The following is a 14,318-nucleotide window of genomic DNA, read 5'->3' as shown; positions in this document are numbered from 1 at the left end:
GCGCCAGTCAAATTCAATCCTCGCGGCGGTCCGGGGTTGGCACCCTGGCGCCTGCATCGGCGATCTTTCCCGCCGACCGCATCACGTTGAGCACGCCGGCGGCAAACCCGAGCAGCAGGAACACGATCAGTCCCCAGGGCGAGGTTCCGGCCAACCGGTCGATGAACCAGCCAAGGCCGGCTCCAACCGCCACTCCGGCGATGAATTCGCTCGACAGCCTTAGCGCCTGGCCGTAGCCGACCGCGCCAGACGATCTGGCTGCATTCCCCGTGTCGCCCTCGCCGCGGCCGCGCGCCGCAAGCGATGCTTCGAGCCTTTGCCTTCGGCGCTCCAACTCGTCGTCCGCAGCATGCTGCAGGTCGCCGCTTCCGGGTCCGGTTCTTCCGGCTTTACCTGGCTTTTTTTCGCCAGCCACCGCAACCCCCTCGCCCGGACGGGAGCTCGTGTCCGTCCGCTTCAAAGTCGCCGGCAACATAGTTAGAGGCCCTGCCCCCGTCAAGCCGCGTCGGGACTTCACAGCAGTTGTATTTTCCTGATATGATTCAATGGCTTGCTCGGGTGCGACATCCTGACCCGCGATTTCGGCAGCCGTCTCGGCGCCGGATCGGGCAAAAGCCGCGGTCGACACGCCCTTGGAGAGTCGTCAGCTCCAGCCGCCGCCATAGGTGCGGTAGAAGATGTGCAGGCCAATCTTGGTCATCTTCTGCATGGCGCGCGCCCAGCCCGGGCTCACATATTCGGCGTAATAATGCGTCGCGGAGCCGACCTCCGGAATGAATATCTTTCCAGCCGTGACCGCCATCGCCACTTCCTGGGCGCGGCGGTAGTGGCCGGGGCTGAGTATGCGGTCCTTCTTGCCGTCGCAGGCGAAGGAGAACTGGCAGCGGTTGAACCAGGAATCGTTCTGATAGACGACGCCGCAGATCGTCTTCGGATAGGTGGGGTTGCGCACCCGGTTCAGCACCACCTGGGCGACGGCCGCCTGCCCGCGCAGGGATTCGCCGCGCGCCTCGAAATAGACGGCGTTGGCGAGGCATTGCTGCTCCTTGTCGGAGAAGACCGAAGCCGGCAGCGGCTGCTGCATCCACGCATGGTCGCCCTCGGCGAGCGGCGGCACGAAGCGCCCGTCATTGGGATCGTCGTTCAGCAGCGCCTCGAAGGGCGAGGCGCTGGCGTAGTCGGGCTCGCGCGGCGCATAGGCGGTGGCCAGGACGTCGGCCTTGTCGCTGGTGACAAGGTCGGCGAGATAGGCGGGAATCGCAGGGTCCGGCTTCTTCGCCTCCTTGACGTAGAAGGCGGTGGCGATCTGGATCTCCTTGCCTTTGATGTCGGGCTTGGCGAAGGCCATCTTCAGCTCGGGCTCGATCGTCGGCCTCAGCAGCATCGAGGTGCGCTCGAGGATCGAGCCGGCATTGAAGAATTTCGGCGGGGCCACCGGCGCGACATTGACGATGCGGCCCTTCTTGTCGGCGCGGTTGATGCGATCCTCGTCCGGAAGCGCAGCGGCGGCACCGACCTTGCCGCGGAAAGCCACCGCGCCGATGCCGGGCGCGGACATGCCGGAGCCGGAGATCGTTCCGGTAACGTCCGTATCGGTGAAAGGCATCTCGGCGGCATGCACCGAGCCGGCGACCGCCTTCTCGACATAGCCGCTCCAGCGCGTCGACCCGGCCTCGGTGCCGGAGACCATGCTGGCCATGTCCTGGTAGGCGACGCTGGTGGGGAAGCCGAGCCAGATGCCGGTTCCCACGACCAGCGCAGGCAGCACCGTCAGCCGGGGCACGAGGCGCGGCAGCGACCGCGCCGCCCGCCGCGCCATGCCGCCCGCGGCGACGGCCAGCGCCCGTGCCGCGCTGGCGCCGGCGACCAGACAGGAAATGACAATGAGAAGGGTCTTCGCGACCAAGGCAACGGCAAACCGTCGCGACACAAGATGTCGAAACAAGACTGACTCTCCAGGACGCAACAGCAACCCACCGGAGAGCGAGAGTGATGCATTAACCTTGATGGACGGTTAACAGGCGGGGTGAGGCGGGAATGAGGCGGCTGCCAGCCGCAACGATCCCTCCTCCTCGAGGGGAGGGTGGCCGCGAAGCGGCCGGGTGGGGTCATCGCGGCCGGCCCCGGCGCAAAGCAACGTTGGAGTACGGCCGCGGCGACCCCACCCGCCTCGCTGTGCTCGGCACCCTCCCCTCAAGGGGGAGGGATCGCCGCAGTCACCGCTTCTTCGCCTTGCTGGCGTAAGGGTTGTCCGAAGCGCGCAGTGCGATGCGGATCGGCACGCCCGGCATGTCGAAGGACTCGCGCAGGCTGTTCGACAGATAACGCACATAGGACTGCGGCATCGCGTCGGGCCGCGAGCAGGAGACGACGAAGCCCGGCGGGCGCGCCTTCACCTGGGTGATGTATTTCACCTTGAGCCGGCGCCCCGCCACGGCGGGTGGCGGGTGGTGCGCCAGGATGCCCTCCAGCCAGCGGTTGAGCCGCCCGGTGGAGACGCGGCTGTTCCAGACGCGGTGCGTCTCGACCACCGCTTCCATCAGCTTGTCCAGCCCGCGGCCGGTCTCGGCCGAGATCGGCACGGCGCGCAGCCCGCGCACCTGCGGCAGGAGCCGCTCCGTCTTCTCGCGCAGTTCGGCGAGCGTCGCCTGCGGCGTGTCGATCAGGTCCCATTTGTTGAAGGCGATCACCAGCGCCCTGCCCTCGCGGATGATCAGGTCGGCGATCTGCAGATCCTGCTTCTCGAACGGGATGGTGGCATCGAAGACGATGACCACGACTTCGGCGAACTTGATGGCGCGCAGGCCGTCGGCGACCGAGAGCTTCTCCAGCTTCTCCTGCACCTTGGCCTTGCGGCGCATGCCGGCCGTGTCGAACAGTTTTATCCTGCGGCCGCGCCAGTCCCAGTCGACCGAGATCGAGTCGCGTGTGATGCCGGCCTCAGGGCCGGTCAACAGCCGCTCCTCGCCGATCAGCGTGTTGATCAGCGTCGACTTTCCGGCGTTGGGCCGGCCGACCACGGCGATCCGCAGCGGCTTCGTCTCGTCATAGGCAGGCTCGTGATCCGCGTCGGCCTCGGAAATGTCCTCGCCGACCAGCACGTCGCTCTCGGCCGGCAGGTCGTCTTCCTCGTCGTCCGGAAAGCAGCGCGCCTCGCCGAGCGCCTCGACGATGGCGTCGCGCAGGTCGGGCATGCCCTGGCCGTGCTCGGCCGAGATCGGGATCGGCTCGCCGAGGCCCGCCTCCCACGCCTCCAGCGTGCCGCCTTCGGAGGCACGCGATTCCGACTTGTTGGCGGCCAGCACCACCGGCTTGCCGGATTTTCGCACGATATCGGCGAAGGCCTTGTCGTCGGGCAGCAGGCCGGCGCGGGCGTCGACCATGAAGATCACCAGGTCGGCCTCGCGGATGGCGATCTCCGTCTGCTCGCGCATGCGGCCCTGCAAGGTGTGCGGCGCCGCCGTCTCGAAGCCGGCCGTGTCGATGACGTCGAAGGAAAGGTCGTAGAGTTTCGCCGGATGGATGCGCCGGTCGCGCGTCACGCCCGGCGTGTCGTCGACCAGCGCCAGCTTCTTGCCGGCCAGCCGGTTGAACAGGGTCGACTTGCCGACATTCGGCCGGCCGATGATGGCTACCTTGAAGCTCATGGCCCTAGGAAGCGCCGGAGCCGCGGATCAGCTCGGACATCATCGAGGCGCGGTCGCGCAGGCCGCGCGGCGCCGCCTCGTCATTGACGATCTGCTCGAAGAAGGCGAGCGCGTCCTTGCCCCTGCCCTCCTTCCAGGCCGACAGGCCTAGCGCCTCGCGCGCCGAATGGCGCAACGTGTTGGTGTCGGCGGCGAGCACCTCGACGCGCGTCGAGACATCCTGGTAGGAGCCGGTGTCGACGAGGATGTAGCCGGCGCGCAGCTTGGCCATGTCGCGGATCACCTGGGGGATCGAGGTGTCGGCCGCCACCTTGTCGAACTCGGCCACCGCGCCCGCAAGGTCGCCCTTGTCGGCGAGCACGGTGGCGGCGCGCATGCGGGCGAGCAGAGGATAGGCGCCGTAGCCGTCAGCCTCGAGCGCACGCAATTCGGTCAGCGCCTCGTCCGGCTTGCCGCTGCCGGCGAGCGTGAGCGCCTGCGAGAACCGGTCGCCGGAAGCGTTCGCCCGGGTCTCGACCCAGTATTGGTAGCCGACATACGCGGCGGTCCCAAGCACGACGACAACCGCGACCACGATCGCCGCGGGACCAAAACGGTTCCACAGCGCCTTCGCCTGCTCCTGGCGGATCTCCTGATTGACTTCGCGGATAAAGCTGTCGTCCGACATCGTTCCAAAAACCGTTTTCGCCGCCGGGGCGACCTGGAACCGCCTTGTAGCGGAATTTTGTCGGCATGGAAGGGGCGCGCCCCAGAATCGGGCTTTTGCGCGCTGCGGCGGGGTTCACATGTTGGTTGGGGACCCTCGACGCATTCCCAACCGTGCCACAATCATGGCATAGCTGGCATCTTTGTACCTTGTCCACGAGTGCCGATGTCCCTTTATCCGCGCGTCGCCGCCGCCCTGACAGCCTGCCTGATCGCCTTCCCGGCAGCCGCGGAAAACCTCCCGGCAAAGCCGCGGCAGGTGGTGATCGTCTCCTTCGACGGCGCCAACGACATCGCCCAGTGGCAGCGCAGCCGCTCGCTCGCCGCGGTCACCGGCGCCCGCTTCACCTATTTCCTCTCCTGCGTCTTCCTGCTGACGCGCGACACGCGCGGCCTCTACCAGGCGCCCGGCGAGAAGGCCGGACGCTCCAATGTCGGCTTCGCGCCGTCGACCTCCGACGTCGTGGCGCGGCTCGACCAGATCCGGCTGGCGCGCAACGAAGGCCACGAGATCGCCAGCCATGGCTGCGGCCATTTCGACGGCGCCAAATGGAGTGCCGCCGACTGGCGACGCGAATTCTCCGCCTTCACCGCCATCCTGCGCGACGCCTGGCGCATCAACGGCCTCGCCGGCGAGCCGCAGGGGTGGCGGCACTTCGCCGAGACCGAGGTGAAGGGTTTTCGCGCGCCTTACCTGTCGACCGGCCGCCACCTCGACCAGGCGCTCGCCGAAGCCGGCTTCGCCTACGACGCGTCGGGCGTCTCCCGCGGTCCGGCCGAGCCGGTGCGCAAGGGCGGGCTGCTCGCCTTCGCCCTGCCGCAGATCCCGGAAGGCCCGGCCGGCCGCAAGGTGATCGCCATGGACTACAACCTCTATGTCCGCCATTCCGGCGGCTTCGAGCGGGGCGACGAGACCGGCGCATTCGAGGAGCGCACGGTGAAGGCGCTGCTCGCCGCCTTCGACAAGGAATATCGCGGCGACCGCACCCCGTTGCAGGTCGGCTTCCATTTCACGCTGATGAACGGCGGCGCCTACTGGCGCGCGCTGGAACGCTTTGCCCGTGACGTCTGCACGCGGCCGGACGTCGACTGCATCAGCTATGCCGACTTCGTGGCGCGGCAGACGGAGAAGGACAAGCCGGCGGGCGGCGTCGGCGGCTGACGACGCCTACGCTGCATCTCAAGCTTGTGATCCCGGTCGGCCCGCCGCCTCATTCGGCGCCGGCCGCCTCCTGGCCGAGCTTGGCCCGGTGTTCGAGGTAAAGCTGGTCGATGTCGGGCAGCGGCTCGCCGCGGAGCGTTGCCTCGAAGGCACGCAGGCGCTTGTGCACCGATTGCAGCTCGACGATGGTCGACCAGGAATTGAGCAGGAACTGCAGCGACGACGTCACGCGCCCGAAGGCGTTCGATATCTGGTTGAGCGGTCCGAACGTGATCTTGTGCGCGACCAGCGAGGGCCCGAGGATGATGAAGGAGAAGATGTTGTCGGCCTGCAAATAGGTGTAGCGGACGACGTTGAAGTAGACGTAGTGGGCATAGAGGCGGAAATAGTTCCGGCGCACATTGCCGAACAGCTCGGTGGTGGTCGCCGGCTGGGCACGGTCGGCGTGATCCTCGCCATAGACCAGTTCCTTGCGGTACGCCGCCTCGACACGCTGGTTGCGGAACTGCAGGCCCGGCAGCTTGATGCCGGCGAGCATGACGGACAGCGTCCCGAACAGGCACCAGCCAAGCGCAGCCACGAGGAGCGGATGCGGCACCGCCCCGATGATCGGCAGTTCGCTGATGTGTTTCTCCAATTCGAGCATCACCGGAACGAAGGCGATCAGCGTCATGATGGACGTCACGAAGCTGGATCCCAGATCCTCCATGATCTGCGAAAAGCGCATCGTGTCTTCCTGGATACGCTGCGAGGCGCCTTCGATGTGGCGAAGCTTGCCCCAATTCTCCATGAAGTAGTCGTTCATGGCCGTGCGCCAACGGAATATCCAATGCTGGACGACGAAGGCGTTGACGACGGAGACGTTCATGCCGATCAGCGCCAGCCAGGCGAAACTGGATGCACCCGCGTAGAACTCCGCGTTGGTAGACTGGCGCGTCCCGGCCATCAGGCCCTGGACATAGTCGAAGAATGGCCCGTACCAGTTGTTCACCGCCACGCTGACCTGGACGTTGAAGTAGAGCAGGAAAAGGATGACGGAGGTGACGAGGATGGACCATTCCAGCCAGGGATGGGGCGAAAACCAGCGCCAGAAGGCGTAGAAAATCAGGGCGCCGGCGATAAAATACAGATAAAACCATATGAAAGGCGGCGACCAGAACACGCTGATGCCGATGATCGGCGGCGCGTCGGGCGCGGCCGGCGGCAGCCCGAAAAGCCCGCCAAGGCGCGCGCCGCCCAGATACCACAGAGCAATCAGAACCGCGCTCCACAGGACGGCCGAGAGAAAGAACAGCTTCGGCCGCGGGAAGAAGGATACGAACACGTTGGCGGTTTCCTTGGGCGGGGCGCGGGAGCGCATGGTTGGACGGCCGCCGTCACCCGGCATTTCGCCCGAGCGGCGGCGTCTGGCGGCATGAAGTCACAGTTCGGCGCGAAAGAGAATGCGCGCCGGTCGCCATTTCCGCGCAGGAAGAAGCAAATTATGGCGATTTTGCCGTGCCACGCGACATCAGGCTCGCCAACCCCGCCGCAAGCAGCGCCACGGCCGCCAAAACCGAGGCCAGGACGAAGTCGCCGGTCCGCTCGGCGATGAAGCCGGCGGCGATCGGCCCGAGGATCTGGCCGATGCCGAAGGCGGCGGTCATCACCGCCAGCACGCGGCGCGGCGACGCCGGCGCCAGCTCGCGGCCGGCCTGCAGGCCGAGCGCGGTGAGGCCGACGAAGGTGCCGCCGAGCAGAACGCCGCCCAGCAGCGGGCCGGTCCAGCCGCCGAGGCCGACGCTGGCCGCCACGCCCAGGGCCTCGACCAGGCAGCCGAGCACGAAGGCGGCGGCCAGACCGATGCGGCGCGCCACCGCGTTCCACAGGAAGACCGACGGCAGGGCGGCGAGCCCGGTCACCAGCCAGACGCCGGTCTCGAACAGGCGCCCGCCGCCGCCGTCCCGCACGATGGCGATCAGGAAGGTCGCCGTCACGATATAGCCGAAGCCGAACAGTCCGTAGGCGAGGATGGTGAAGACGATCGGCCGCCCGCCCGGCAGCGGCGGCTCGCGGCGGATGCTGCCACCTGTGGCGACGGGCCCGCGGTCGATGACGAGGGCAGCTACCGCGATACCGGCCGCCGACAGCGCCGCCGCGCCGAGCCAGCCCGCCTGCCAGCCGGCATGGACGCCGATCAGCCCCGCCATCATGACCGAGGAGGCGGCGATACCGAGACCGACGCCGGCGAAATGGAAGGCCTGCAGATCGTCGCGACCGCCCGCCGCCAGATGGCTGAAGACGATGCCGGTGGTGAAGATCATGACGAAGGCGCTGGCCAGACCCGCGAGGAAGCGCAGCACGATGAAGGCGAGGACGCCGGTGCCGACCGCCATCGCAGCCGACAGCAGCGCGTTGGCGACCAGGCCGGCGATCATGATCGTCCGCTCCCGTCCCTGCGCCCAATTCCCGCCCGCCGCCACGGCACCGAGGAGATAGCCGAGAAAGTTGGCCGAGGCGATCAGTCCTGCATAGCGTGCCGACAGCCCGACCTCCTCCATCATGCCGGGCAGGATCGGCGTGTAGACGAAGCGGCCGATGCCCATGGCGACCGCCATCGCCACCATGCCGGCAAGGGCAAGTCGGAGCGGTGGCAGCGGTGCGAGCATGGCCGGCAGGATAGGTTTGCTGCGCCGCAACACAACAGGCTTCGATTGGGCCAGTCCTCCGGGAGATATGTCGTCTCCGTCGCGTCGCGGCATGTCAAACCGGGCCGGTCAGCATTCGCCGATCCATGCGCGTCGATCCGGAGCAGCGATCGTGCGTGTCGGGCACGAGCCGAGCGGACGCCGCCCGGATGCAGACAGGATCAGCCCTCGGCGAATCCCCGGGGCAGCCGATAGCAGCGGTCGAACGGCAGGTCGGCGAGCTCGCGCGGCGACATCGCCGCCAATGCCGGGTGGGCGATCGGATCGCGCCGCCAGTCCTCATCCCCGGCGAATTCCGGTTCCGCCGGCTCGAAGAGGATGCGGCCGACCGCCGGTATTCTTGAGAAAAACTTCATCTCGGCTCTCCTGCGAAGCCTTTCACGTTTGACCATTCTGATCCAGGATGGCATTTCCGCAATCCAGAATGCGGATAGGCGTCATTAGAGAATCTAAACCCATGCCGCTCAATTCCGTGCATCTCAACGGGCTTCGCGCCGTCGAAGCGGTGGCGCGGCGCGGATCGCTGCAGAAGGCGGCCGAGGAGCTCGGCGTGTCGGCGAGCGCGGTGAGCCAGCAGATCGGCCGCACCGAGGCGCGGATCGGCCAGGCGGTGTTCGAGCGTTCGCCGAGCGGCCTGCAGCCGACCGCCTTCGGCCGCGAATTCACGGCGCGGCTGACCGCCGGCTTCCGCGAGCTGGAAGGCGCCGTCGCCATGGCCGAGCGGGCGAAGGCCTGCGTGCTCGCCGTGTCGGTGGCGCCCGCCTTCGCCTCGAAATGGCTGCTGCCGCGGCTGTCGCGCCACTTCACCCGCTATCCCGAGGTGATCCTGCGCATCGACGCCTCGACGAAACTGGTCGACATCGACCATTCCGACATCGACATCGCCATCCGCATGGGCGACGGCACCTGGCCCGGCGCGCGCTCCGAGCTGCTGATCGCGCAGGAGATCTTTCCCGTCTGCGCTCCCGCAGTCGCGGCGACGCTGAAGACGCCCGCCGACCTCGCCGGGGCCTGGGAGATCACCGACGAGAATGCGATGTTCACCTGGGAGCAATGGTTCCGCGCGGCCGGCGCCGAGCCGGTGACGATGCATCGCGGCGCCCGCTTCACCGATCCGATGCTCTGCCTCGAATCGGCGATCGCCGGCCATGGCGTGACGCTGGCCTGGCAATTGCTCGCCGCCGACGCGCTTGCGGACGGCCGGCTGGTCGCGCCCTTCGGCGTGCGCGCCACCAGCGGCCTCGGCTACTGGCTGGTCTCCTCGCAGTCGGAGCGGGAGCAGCGCAAGGTGACGCAGTTCAAGGCCTGGATCCGCGAGGAGATCGAGCAGACCGTCAGGCAGTTCGGGCCGCTGGTCTGCGCGCAGTGAGCATGGCTTTTGGCGTGGAATGGCGCCCGACACTGCCCTATCTAGGAAGGCCCGATCCCGATTCTGAAGGTATTTTCTCCATGACCTCGCATCCCGGCTCGCTTTCCGCCTCGATCGATCCAGAAAAACTCGACCGGCTGGCCGAGGTGGCGGTTAAGATCGGCCTGCAGCTTCAGGCGGGGCAGGATCTGGTGCTGACGGCGCCGATGGCGGCGCTGCCGCTGGTGCGCCGCATCGCCGCGCATGCCTATCAGGCGGGCGCCGGGCTGGTCACGCCGATCTTCGCCGACGAGGAGATCACGCTGGCGCGCTATCGCCATGCCGCGGATGCCAGCTTCGACAAGGCGCCCGGCTGGCTCTACGACGGCATCGCCAAGGCGTTCGACGCCAACACGGCGCGGCTCGCCATCGTCGGCGACAATCCGATGCTGCTGTCCGGCGAGGACCCGGCCAAGGTGGCGCGCGCCAACAAGGCGAACTCGCTCGCCTACAAGCCGGCGCTGGAGAAGATCGCCGGCTTCGACATCAACTGGAACATCGTCGCCTATCCCGGCCCGTCCTGGGCGAAGCTGGTGTTCCCGGACGACGCAGAGGACGTCGCCGTCGCCAAGCTGGCCGACGCCATCTTCGCGGCGTCGCGGGTCGACGTCGACGATCCCGTCGCCGCCTGGCGCGAGCACAATGCGACGCTGGCCGAGCGCACCGCCTGGCTGAACGGCGAGCGCTTCGACGCGCTGCACTATACCGGGCCCGGCACCGACCTCACCATCGGGCTCGCCGACGGGCACGAGTGGAACGGCGGCGCCTCGACTGCCAGGAACGGCATCACCTGCAATCCCAACATCCCGACGGAGGAGGTGTTCACCACGCCGCATGCGCGCCGCGTCGAGGGTTTTGTCGCCAGCACGAAACCGCTGTCGCACCAGGGCACGCTGATCGACGACATCCAGGTGCGCTTCGAGCAGGGCCGGATCGTCGAGGCGAAGGCCTCGCGCGGCGAGGAGGTGCTGAGCAAGGTGCTCGATACCGACGAGGGCGCCCGCCGGCTGGGCGAAGTGGCGCTGGTGCCGCATTCCTCGCCGATCTCGAAGAGCGGGCTTTTGTTCTACAACACACTGTTCGACGAGAACGCCGCCAGCCACATCGCGCTCGGCCAGTGCTACGCGAAATGCTTCGTCGACGGCGACAAGCTCTCGCCCGACCAGATCGCCGCGCAGGGCGGCAATCGGAGCTTGATCCACATCGACTGGATGATCGGCTCCGACCGGATCGACATCGACGGCCTGCGCACCGACGGCACGAGGGTGCCGGTGATGCGCAGGGGCGAATGGGCGTAAGCCTATTTATCCTGCGCTGCGGTCATGCCCTTCAACGACAGGACCAGGGTCATCGGGTTGGCCGGTGACGCAGTGAAGCCGTATCGCTCATAAAACGCCTTGGCTTCGCCGGAAATCGCGTGGACCAGCACGCCGCGAATGCCGACGATCATCGCGGCCTGAGCGACGCGCACCACCGCATCCTGCAACAAGGCGACGCCGATGCCCCTCCCCTGCCAGTTCGCATCGACGGCCAGCCGACCGAGAACGGCCATCGGAATCGGATCCGGCATGTTCCGCCGCAGCGAGCCGGTCGCTTCGGCCAGCGCGAGCGCGCCGGACGACAGGCAGTAGTAGCCGACCACGCGCTGGTCTTCGGCCACGACATAGGTGCGCGAAGCCCCGCTCAGCTGATTGGCGCGCGCCCGCCGCCGCAGCCACTGGTCGAGCGCGCCGTTGCCGCTGTCGAAGGAGTCCAGGTCGTGCGCGTCGGCCAGCAGCGACGGCGCGGACAGCATCACGCTTTCCAGGGTTTTGGCGCATTCATCAGCCGGGCAAAGCCTGCCCCGCCGGGCGGCTGGTCCAGGATTTCCAGGTAGCGGCTGTAGCTCTCAGCATCGACCTTGACGAGCGTCTGGTCGAGCAGCGTATCCTCGGCGGCACGATAGGCCGCGTCGATCATGAAATCCGAGCGTGTCTTGCCGCGGATTTTGGCAGCGCGGTCGATCACCGCGCGCACGTCCTCGCGCATGCGCAGGTTGACGGCGCGGGCGTGGGCTGCGGACTTGGCCATGATCGTGCTCCTTCCTGTCCATAATGCACGCATACACATTGTGTATCAAGCCAGCGATGGCAATATCTCCAGCCGTGTCGAGTGCTTCGTAGCGAGCGCCTCGCCGAGCGCTTTGCCGGGAGCCTGGGATAGCCAGGGCTCTGGACTCAGCCCGCCAGGGCCTGCGCATACACCTCCGGCTTGAAGCCGACCGTCAGCTTTCCGTCGACGTCCAGCACCGGACGCTTGACCATGGTCGGCTGCCTGAGCATCAGCGCCGCCGCCTTTCCGGCATCGAGGTTCTCCTTCTCCGCGGCCGGCAGCTCGCGGAAGGTGGTGCTGCCCTTGTTGAGCAGCTTTTCCCAGCCGACCTGCCCGATCCAGCGGTCGAGCGTCTTTGCGTCGAGGCCGTCCACCCGATAGTCGTGGAAGCGATAGGCGTGTCCGCGGCCGTCGAGCCAGGTCCACGCCTTCTTCATCGTGTCGCAGGTCTTGATGCCGTAGATGATCGTCGCCATCGGTCCTCTTCCCGGTCGTTTTGCGAATCGGCGGTTTCCCGCGCCTTATAGCAAGTTGCGCGCGATCCGGCCGCCTGGCGGACGTCCCCGCCGAGACCGGCGCGCAGGCGTCGGCGGCGGGATTTCCTTATTTCGCTTTACCGGGTGCGAGCCCGTTCTTTCTGTGGCAGAGTTCGCCCGAGGCACCGGAGGACGTGCCCTTGGAGGAGAACACATGCTGAGCAGACGCAGCCTTCTTTTGAGCGGCGCGGCGATCGGCGCCGCCGGCCTCGCCGGCTGGCAGACGCCCGCCTTCGCGCAGGCGCCGCAACTGAACATCTTCGTGCCGGCCGCCCCCGGTGGCGGCTGGGACCAGACGGCGCGCACCATGGACGAGGTGCTGCGCAAGGAAGGCCTGATCTCCGGCTCGCAGATCACCAATGTCGGCGGCGCCGGCGGCACGGTCGGCCTGCCGCAATTCGTCAACCAATGGAAGGGCAAGGGCAATTCGCTGATGGTCGGCGGCATGGTGATGGTCGGCGCCATCATCGCCAACAAGGCGCCGGTCACGCTTGCCCAGACCACGCCGATCGCCCGCCTGACCGGCGAGTTCGAGGCGCTGGTGGTGCCCGCCGCCTCGCCGTTCAAGACCGCGCAGGACTTCGTCGCCGCGCTGAAGGCCGATCCCGGAAAAGTGCCGGTGGCCGGCGGCTCGGCCGGCGGCACTGACCACATCATGTTCGGCCTGATCGCCAAGGGCGCGGGCGTCGACCCGACGACGATCTCCTACGTGCCTTATGCCGGCGGCGGCGAGGCGCTGGCGGCCCTGCTCGGCAACCAGGTGGCGGCCGGCATCTCCGGCTACGGCGAGTTTTCCGAGCAGGTGGCGGCGGGCACGCTCAGGCTGCTGGCGATCTCCGCCGGCGAGCGCCAGCAGGGCATCGACGCGCCGACGCTCAAGGAACAGGGCATCGACGTCGAGCTGTTCAACTGGCGCGGCGTGTTCGCCCCGCCCGAGGTCTCGGCCGAGGACAAGGACGCGATGATCAAGCTGGTCCAGTCCATGGCCGACAGCGCCTCCTGGAAGGAGCAGCTCGGCAAGCGCAACTGGACGCCGATCCTGCTCACCGGCGACGACTTCGCAAAATTCCTCGCCGAGGATGCCGCGCGGGTCGAAGGCATCCTGAAGGATCTCGGCCTGGCGTAAAGGCGGAGCGGCCGGCGCGACGGCCCCGCTCCCTTCCCGTCCTGAGCTTGTCGAAGGACGGGAAGAAGGTGCCGCAGGGGCGGATGGAGGACACCCATTCTGAAGGTTCCGCGCCTCATCCGCCTGCCGGCATCTTCTCTCTATGAGCAGCAGGGCAATCGCAGATGACGAGCAATGAGGGATTGCGCAACTTCTCACCCCCACCCCTAACCCCTCCCCACAAGGGGGAGGGGACTTTGCGGCCGCCGTGCGGAGCGAAATTGCCGACGATTGGCGTCTGGCGGAGCCGCAGCAATATCCCCCTGGGGGTAATCCCGCATACGATTGCCCTGCTGTCGACAGGGCGTAGATGCCGGACGCTGCGGCGCCCGCCGCCGAGTTGCTAACTGGCCAAGCCACTGCAACGTTGCAAGCCGGGCTCCGAAGAACAGAAACGCCAGGGGAAGAGCAGCATGTCCATCGAACAACCGCCCGCCAGCCAGCCATTCGCCGTGCCGGAAGCGACGATCGGCGCCGGCCTGCTGCTGGTGGCGGCCGTGGTGCTGTGGCAGACCGCGACCATGCCGGTCTCGCCCATGTATTCGAAGGTCGGGCCGACCGTCTTCCCCTACATGACCGCGTTCGGGCTGGCGCTGTTCGCCGTGCTGCTGATCGTGCAGGCCTGGCGCGGCGGCTGGCAGCCGGACGACGAGAAGGAGGTCGCCGTCGACTGGCGCTCGACCGGCTTCGTCGCCGCCGGGCTGCTCGCCAACGTCCTCCTGATCAAGCCGCTCGGTTTCACCTTCGCCTCCACCGTACTGTTCGTGCTGGTGACGCACGGCTTCGGCAGCCGCAAGCCGCTCCACAACGCGGCGATCGGCCTGGTTCTCTCGCTCGCCGCCTATTTCGGCTTCGCCAAGGCGCTCGGGGTCAATATCGGCGCCGGCGTCATCGAACGGCTGCTCGGAGCCTGATGC

Annotated in this window: 15 protein-coding genes; 5 read left to right on the top strand and 10 right to left on the bottom strand. The window is 67.5% G+C overall.

All coding sequences use genetic code 11. The annotated features are described in order from the left end of the window. Positions 1 to 13: 13 nt before the first annotated feature. The 4 genes from AC5JDC_RS09575 to AC5JDC_RS09560 form a co-directional block, all read right to left on the bottom strand. Positions 14 to 415, bottom strand: a complete 402-nt coding sequence (locus AC5JDC_RS09575) for an AtpZ/AtpI family protein (protein ID WP_495841163.1) — start codon at positions 413 to 415, stop codon at positions 14 to 16. Positions 416 to 643: 228 nt separating this feature from the next. Then, entirely contained in the window at positions 644 to 1,819 is a 1,176-nt protein-coding gene (locus tag AC5JDC_RS09570; protein ID WP_495841183.1) for a cell wall hydrolase, read from the bottom strand. 397 nt (positions 1,820 to 2,216) lie between these two features. After that, positions 2,217 to 3,647 (bottom strand): ribosome biogenesis GTPase Der, encoded by a 1,431-nt coding sequence (gene der / locus AC5JDC_RS09565; RefSeq protein ID WP_495841162.1) that lies wholly within the window; start codon positions 3,645 to 3,647, stop codon positions 2,217 to 2,219. Between the two features lie 4 nt (positions 3,648 to 3,651). Beyond that, positions 3,652 to 4,314 carry a tetratricopeptide repeat protein gene (locus AC5JDC_RS09560; RefSeq protein WP_495841161.1) on the bottom strand — a complete coding sequence of 221 codons (663 nt, stop codon included), beginning with the start codon at positions 4,312 to 4,314 and terminating at the stop codon, positions 3,652 to 3,654. Between the two features lie 204 nt (positions 4,315 to 4,518). Here AC5JDC_RS09560 and AC5JDC_RS09555 point away from each other — a divergent pair, with 204 nt between their 5' ends. After that, a complete protein-coding gene (locus AC5JDC_RS09555; protein WP_495841160.1) occupies positions 4,519 to 5,514 on the top strand; it encodes a polysaccharide deacetylase family protein in 996 nt (331 codons plus the stop codon). Positions 5,515 to 5,563: 49 nt separating this feature from the next. Here the strand turns inward: AC5JDC_RS09555 and sbmA are convergent, their stop codons facing one another. From sbmA to AC5JDC_RS09540, 3 genes are all read right to left on the bottom strand, one after another. Continuing rightward, entirely contained in the window at positions 5,564 to 6,838 is a 1,275-nt protein-coding gene (gene sbmA / locus AC5JDC_RS09550; RefSeq protein WP_495841159.1) for a peptide antibiotic transporter SbmA, read from the bottom strand. A 157-nt stretch (positions 6,839 to 6,995) separates the two neighbouring features. Beyond that, the gene (locus AC5JDC_RS09545) at positions 6,996 to 8,162 is read right to left on the bottom strand and encodes a YbfB/YjiJ family MFS transporter (RefSeq protein WP_495841182.1); all 1,167 of its coding nucleotides are present in this window, start codon (positions 8,160 to 8,162) and stop codon (positions 6,996 to 6,998) included. 200 nt (positions 8,163 to 8,362) lie between these two features. Next, positions 8,363 to 8,557, bottom strand: coding sequence for a hypothetical protein (locus AC5JDC_RS09540; protein WP_495841158.1), 195 nt, complete (start codon positions 8,555 to 8,557; stop codon positions 8,363 to 8,365). A 101-nt stretch (positions 8,558 to 8,658) separates the two neighbouring features. Here AC5JDC_RS09540 and AC5JDC_RS09535 point away from each other — a divergent pair, with 101 nt between their 5' ends. Further along, positions 8,659 to 9,570: a LysR substrate-binding domain-containing protein gene (locus AC5JDC_RS09535; protein ID WP_495841157.1), complete on the top strand. Its 912-nt coding sequence runs from the start codon at positions 8,659 to 8,661 to the stop codon at positions 9,568 to 9,570. Between the two features lie 80 nt (positions 9,571 to 9,650). After that, positions 9,651 to 10,907 carry an aminopeptidase gene (locus tag AC5JDC_RS09530; RefSeq protein ID WP_495841156.1) on the top strand — a complete coding sequence of 419 codons (1,257 nt, stop codon included), beginning with the start codon at positions 9,651 to 9,653 and terminating at the stop codon, positions 10,905 to 10,907. Between the two features lie 2 nt (positions 10,908 to 10,909). On the opposite strand, the gene AC5JDC_RS09525 is transcribed toward AC5JDC_RS09530, so the two are convergent. From AC5JDC_RS09525 to AC5JDC_RS09515, 3 genes are all read right to left on the bottom strand, one after another. After that, positions 10,910 to 11,404, bottom strand: coding sequence for a GNAT family N-acetyltransferase (locus AC5JDC_RS09525; protein WP_106771688.1), 495 nt, complete (start codon positions 11,402 to 11,404; stop codon positions 10,910 to 10,912). Then, on the bottom strand, positions 11,404 to 11,682 hold the full coding sequence (locus AC5JDC_RS09520; RefSeq protein WP_495841181.1) for a type II toxin-antitoxin system TacA family antitoxin: 279 nt from the start codon (positions 11,680 to 11,682) through the stop codon (positions 11,404 to 11,406). Before AC5JDC_RS09520 ends, AC5JDC_RS09525 begins: the two co-directional genes overlap by 1 nt. Before the next feature lie 143 nt (positions 11,683 to 11,825). Beyond that, entirely contained in the window at positions 11,826 to 12,176 is a 351-nt protein-coding gene (locus AC5JDC_RS09515; RefSeq protein ID WP_495841155.1) for an ArsC family reductase, read from the bottom strand. 214 nt (positions 12,177 to 12,390) lie between these two features. Between AC5JDC_RS09515 and AC5JDC_RS09510 the strand changes: the two genes are divergently transcribed. Both AC5JDC_RS09510 and AC5JDC_RS09505 read left to right on the top strand, forming a co-directional pair. Next, positions 12,391 to 13,362, top strand: a complete 972-nt coding sequence (locus AC5JDC_RS09510; protein WP_495841154.1) for a Bug family tripartite tricarboxylate transporter substrate binding protein — start codon at positions 12,391 to 12,393, stop codon at positions 13,360 to 13,362. Positions 13,363 to 13,814: 452 nt separating this feature from the next. Then, a complete protein-coding gene (locus AC5JDC_RS09505; protein WP_495841153.1) occupies positions 13,815 to 14,315 on the top strand; it encodes a tripartite tricarboxylate transporter TctB family protein in 501 nt (166 codons plus the stop codon). Positions 14,316 to 14,318: the final 3 nt, after the last annotated feature.

Source organism: Kumtagia sp. (assembly GCF_059502445.1).
Note: the sequence above shows the minus strand (reverse complement) of the source record. Positions and strands in the feature narration are given on the sequence as shown.

Excerpts from the sequence above, each read along its gene's own strand:
- AC5JDC_RS09570 (WP_495841183.1), bottom strand. The coding sequence starts at position 1,819 with ATGGCGCGGCGGGCGGCGCGGTCGCTGCCGCGCCTCGTGCCCCGGCTG.
- der (WP_495841162.1), bottom strand. The coding sequence starts at position 3,647 with ATGAGCTTCAAGGTAGCCATCATCGGCCGGCCGAATGTCGGCAAGTCG.
- AC5JDC_RS09560 (WP_495841161.1), bottom strand. The coding sequence starts at position 4,314 with ATGTCGGACGACAGCTTTATCCGCGAAGTCAATCAGGAGATCCGCCAG.
- AC5JDC_RS09555 (WP_495841160.1), top strand. The coding sequence starts at position 4,519 with ATGTCCCTTTATCCGCGCGTCGCCGCCGCCCTGACAGCCTGCCTGATC.
- AC5JDC_RS09545 (WP_495841182.1), bottom strand. The coding sequence starts at position 8,162 with ATGCTCGCACCGCTGCCACCGCTCCGACTTGCCCTTGCCGGCATGGTG.
- AC5JDC_RS09540 (WP_495841158.1), bottom strand. The coding sequence starts at position 8,557 with ATGAAGTTTTTCTCAAGAATACCGGCGGTCGGCCGCATCCTCTTCGAG.
- AC5JDC_RS09535 (WP_495841157.1), top strand. The coding sequence starts at position 8,659 with ATGCCGCTCAATTCCGTGCATCTCAACGGGCTTCGCGCCGTCGAAGCG.
- AC5JDC_RS09530 (WP_495841156.1), top strand. The coding sequence starts at position 9,651 with ATGACCTCGCATCCCGGCTCGCTTTCCGCCTCGATCGATCCAGAAAAA.
- AC5JDC_RS09525 (WP_106771688.1), bottom strand. The coding sequence starts at position 11,404 with ATGCTGTCCGCGCCGTCGCTGCTGGCCGACGCGCACGACCTGGACTCC.
- AC5JDC_RS09515 (WP_495841155.1), bottom strand. The coding sequence starts at position 12,176 with ATGGCGACGATCATCTACGGCATCAAGACCTGCGACACGATGAAGAAG.
- AC5JDC_RS09510 (WP_495841154.1), top strand. The coding sequence starts at position 12,391 with ATGCTGAGCAGACGCAGCCTTCTTTTGAGCGGCGCGGCGATCGGCGCC.
- AC5JDC_RS09505 (WP_495841153.1), top strand. The coding sequence starts at position 13,815 with ATGTCCATCGAACAACCGCCCGCCAGCCAGCCATTCGCCGTGCCGGAA.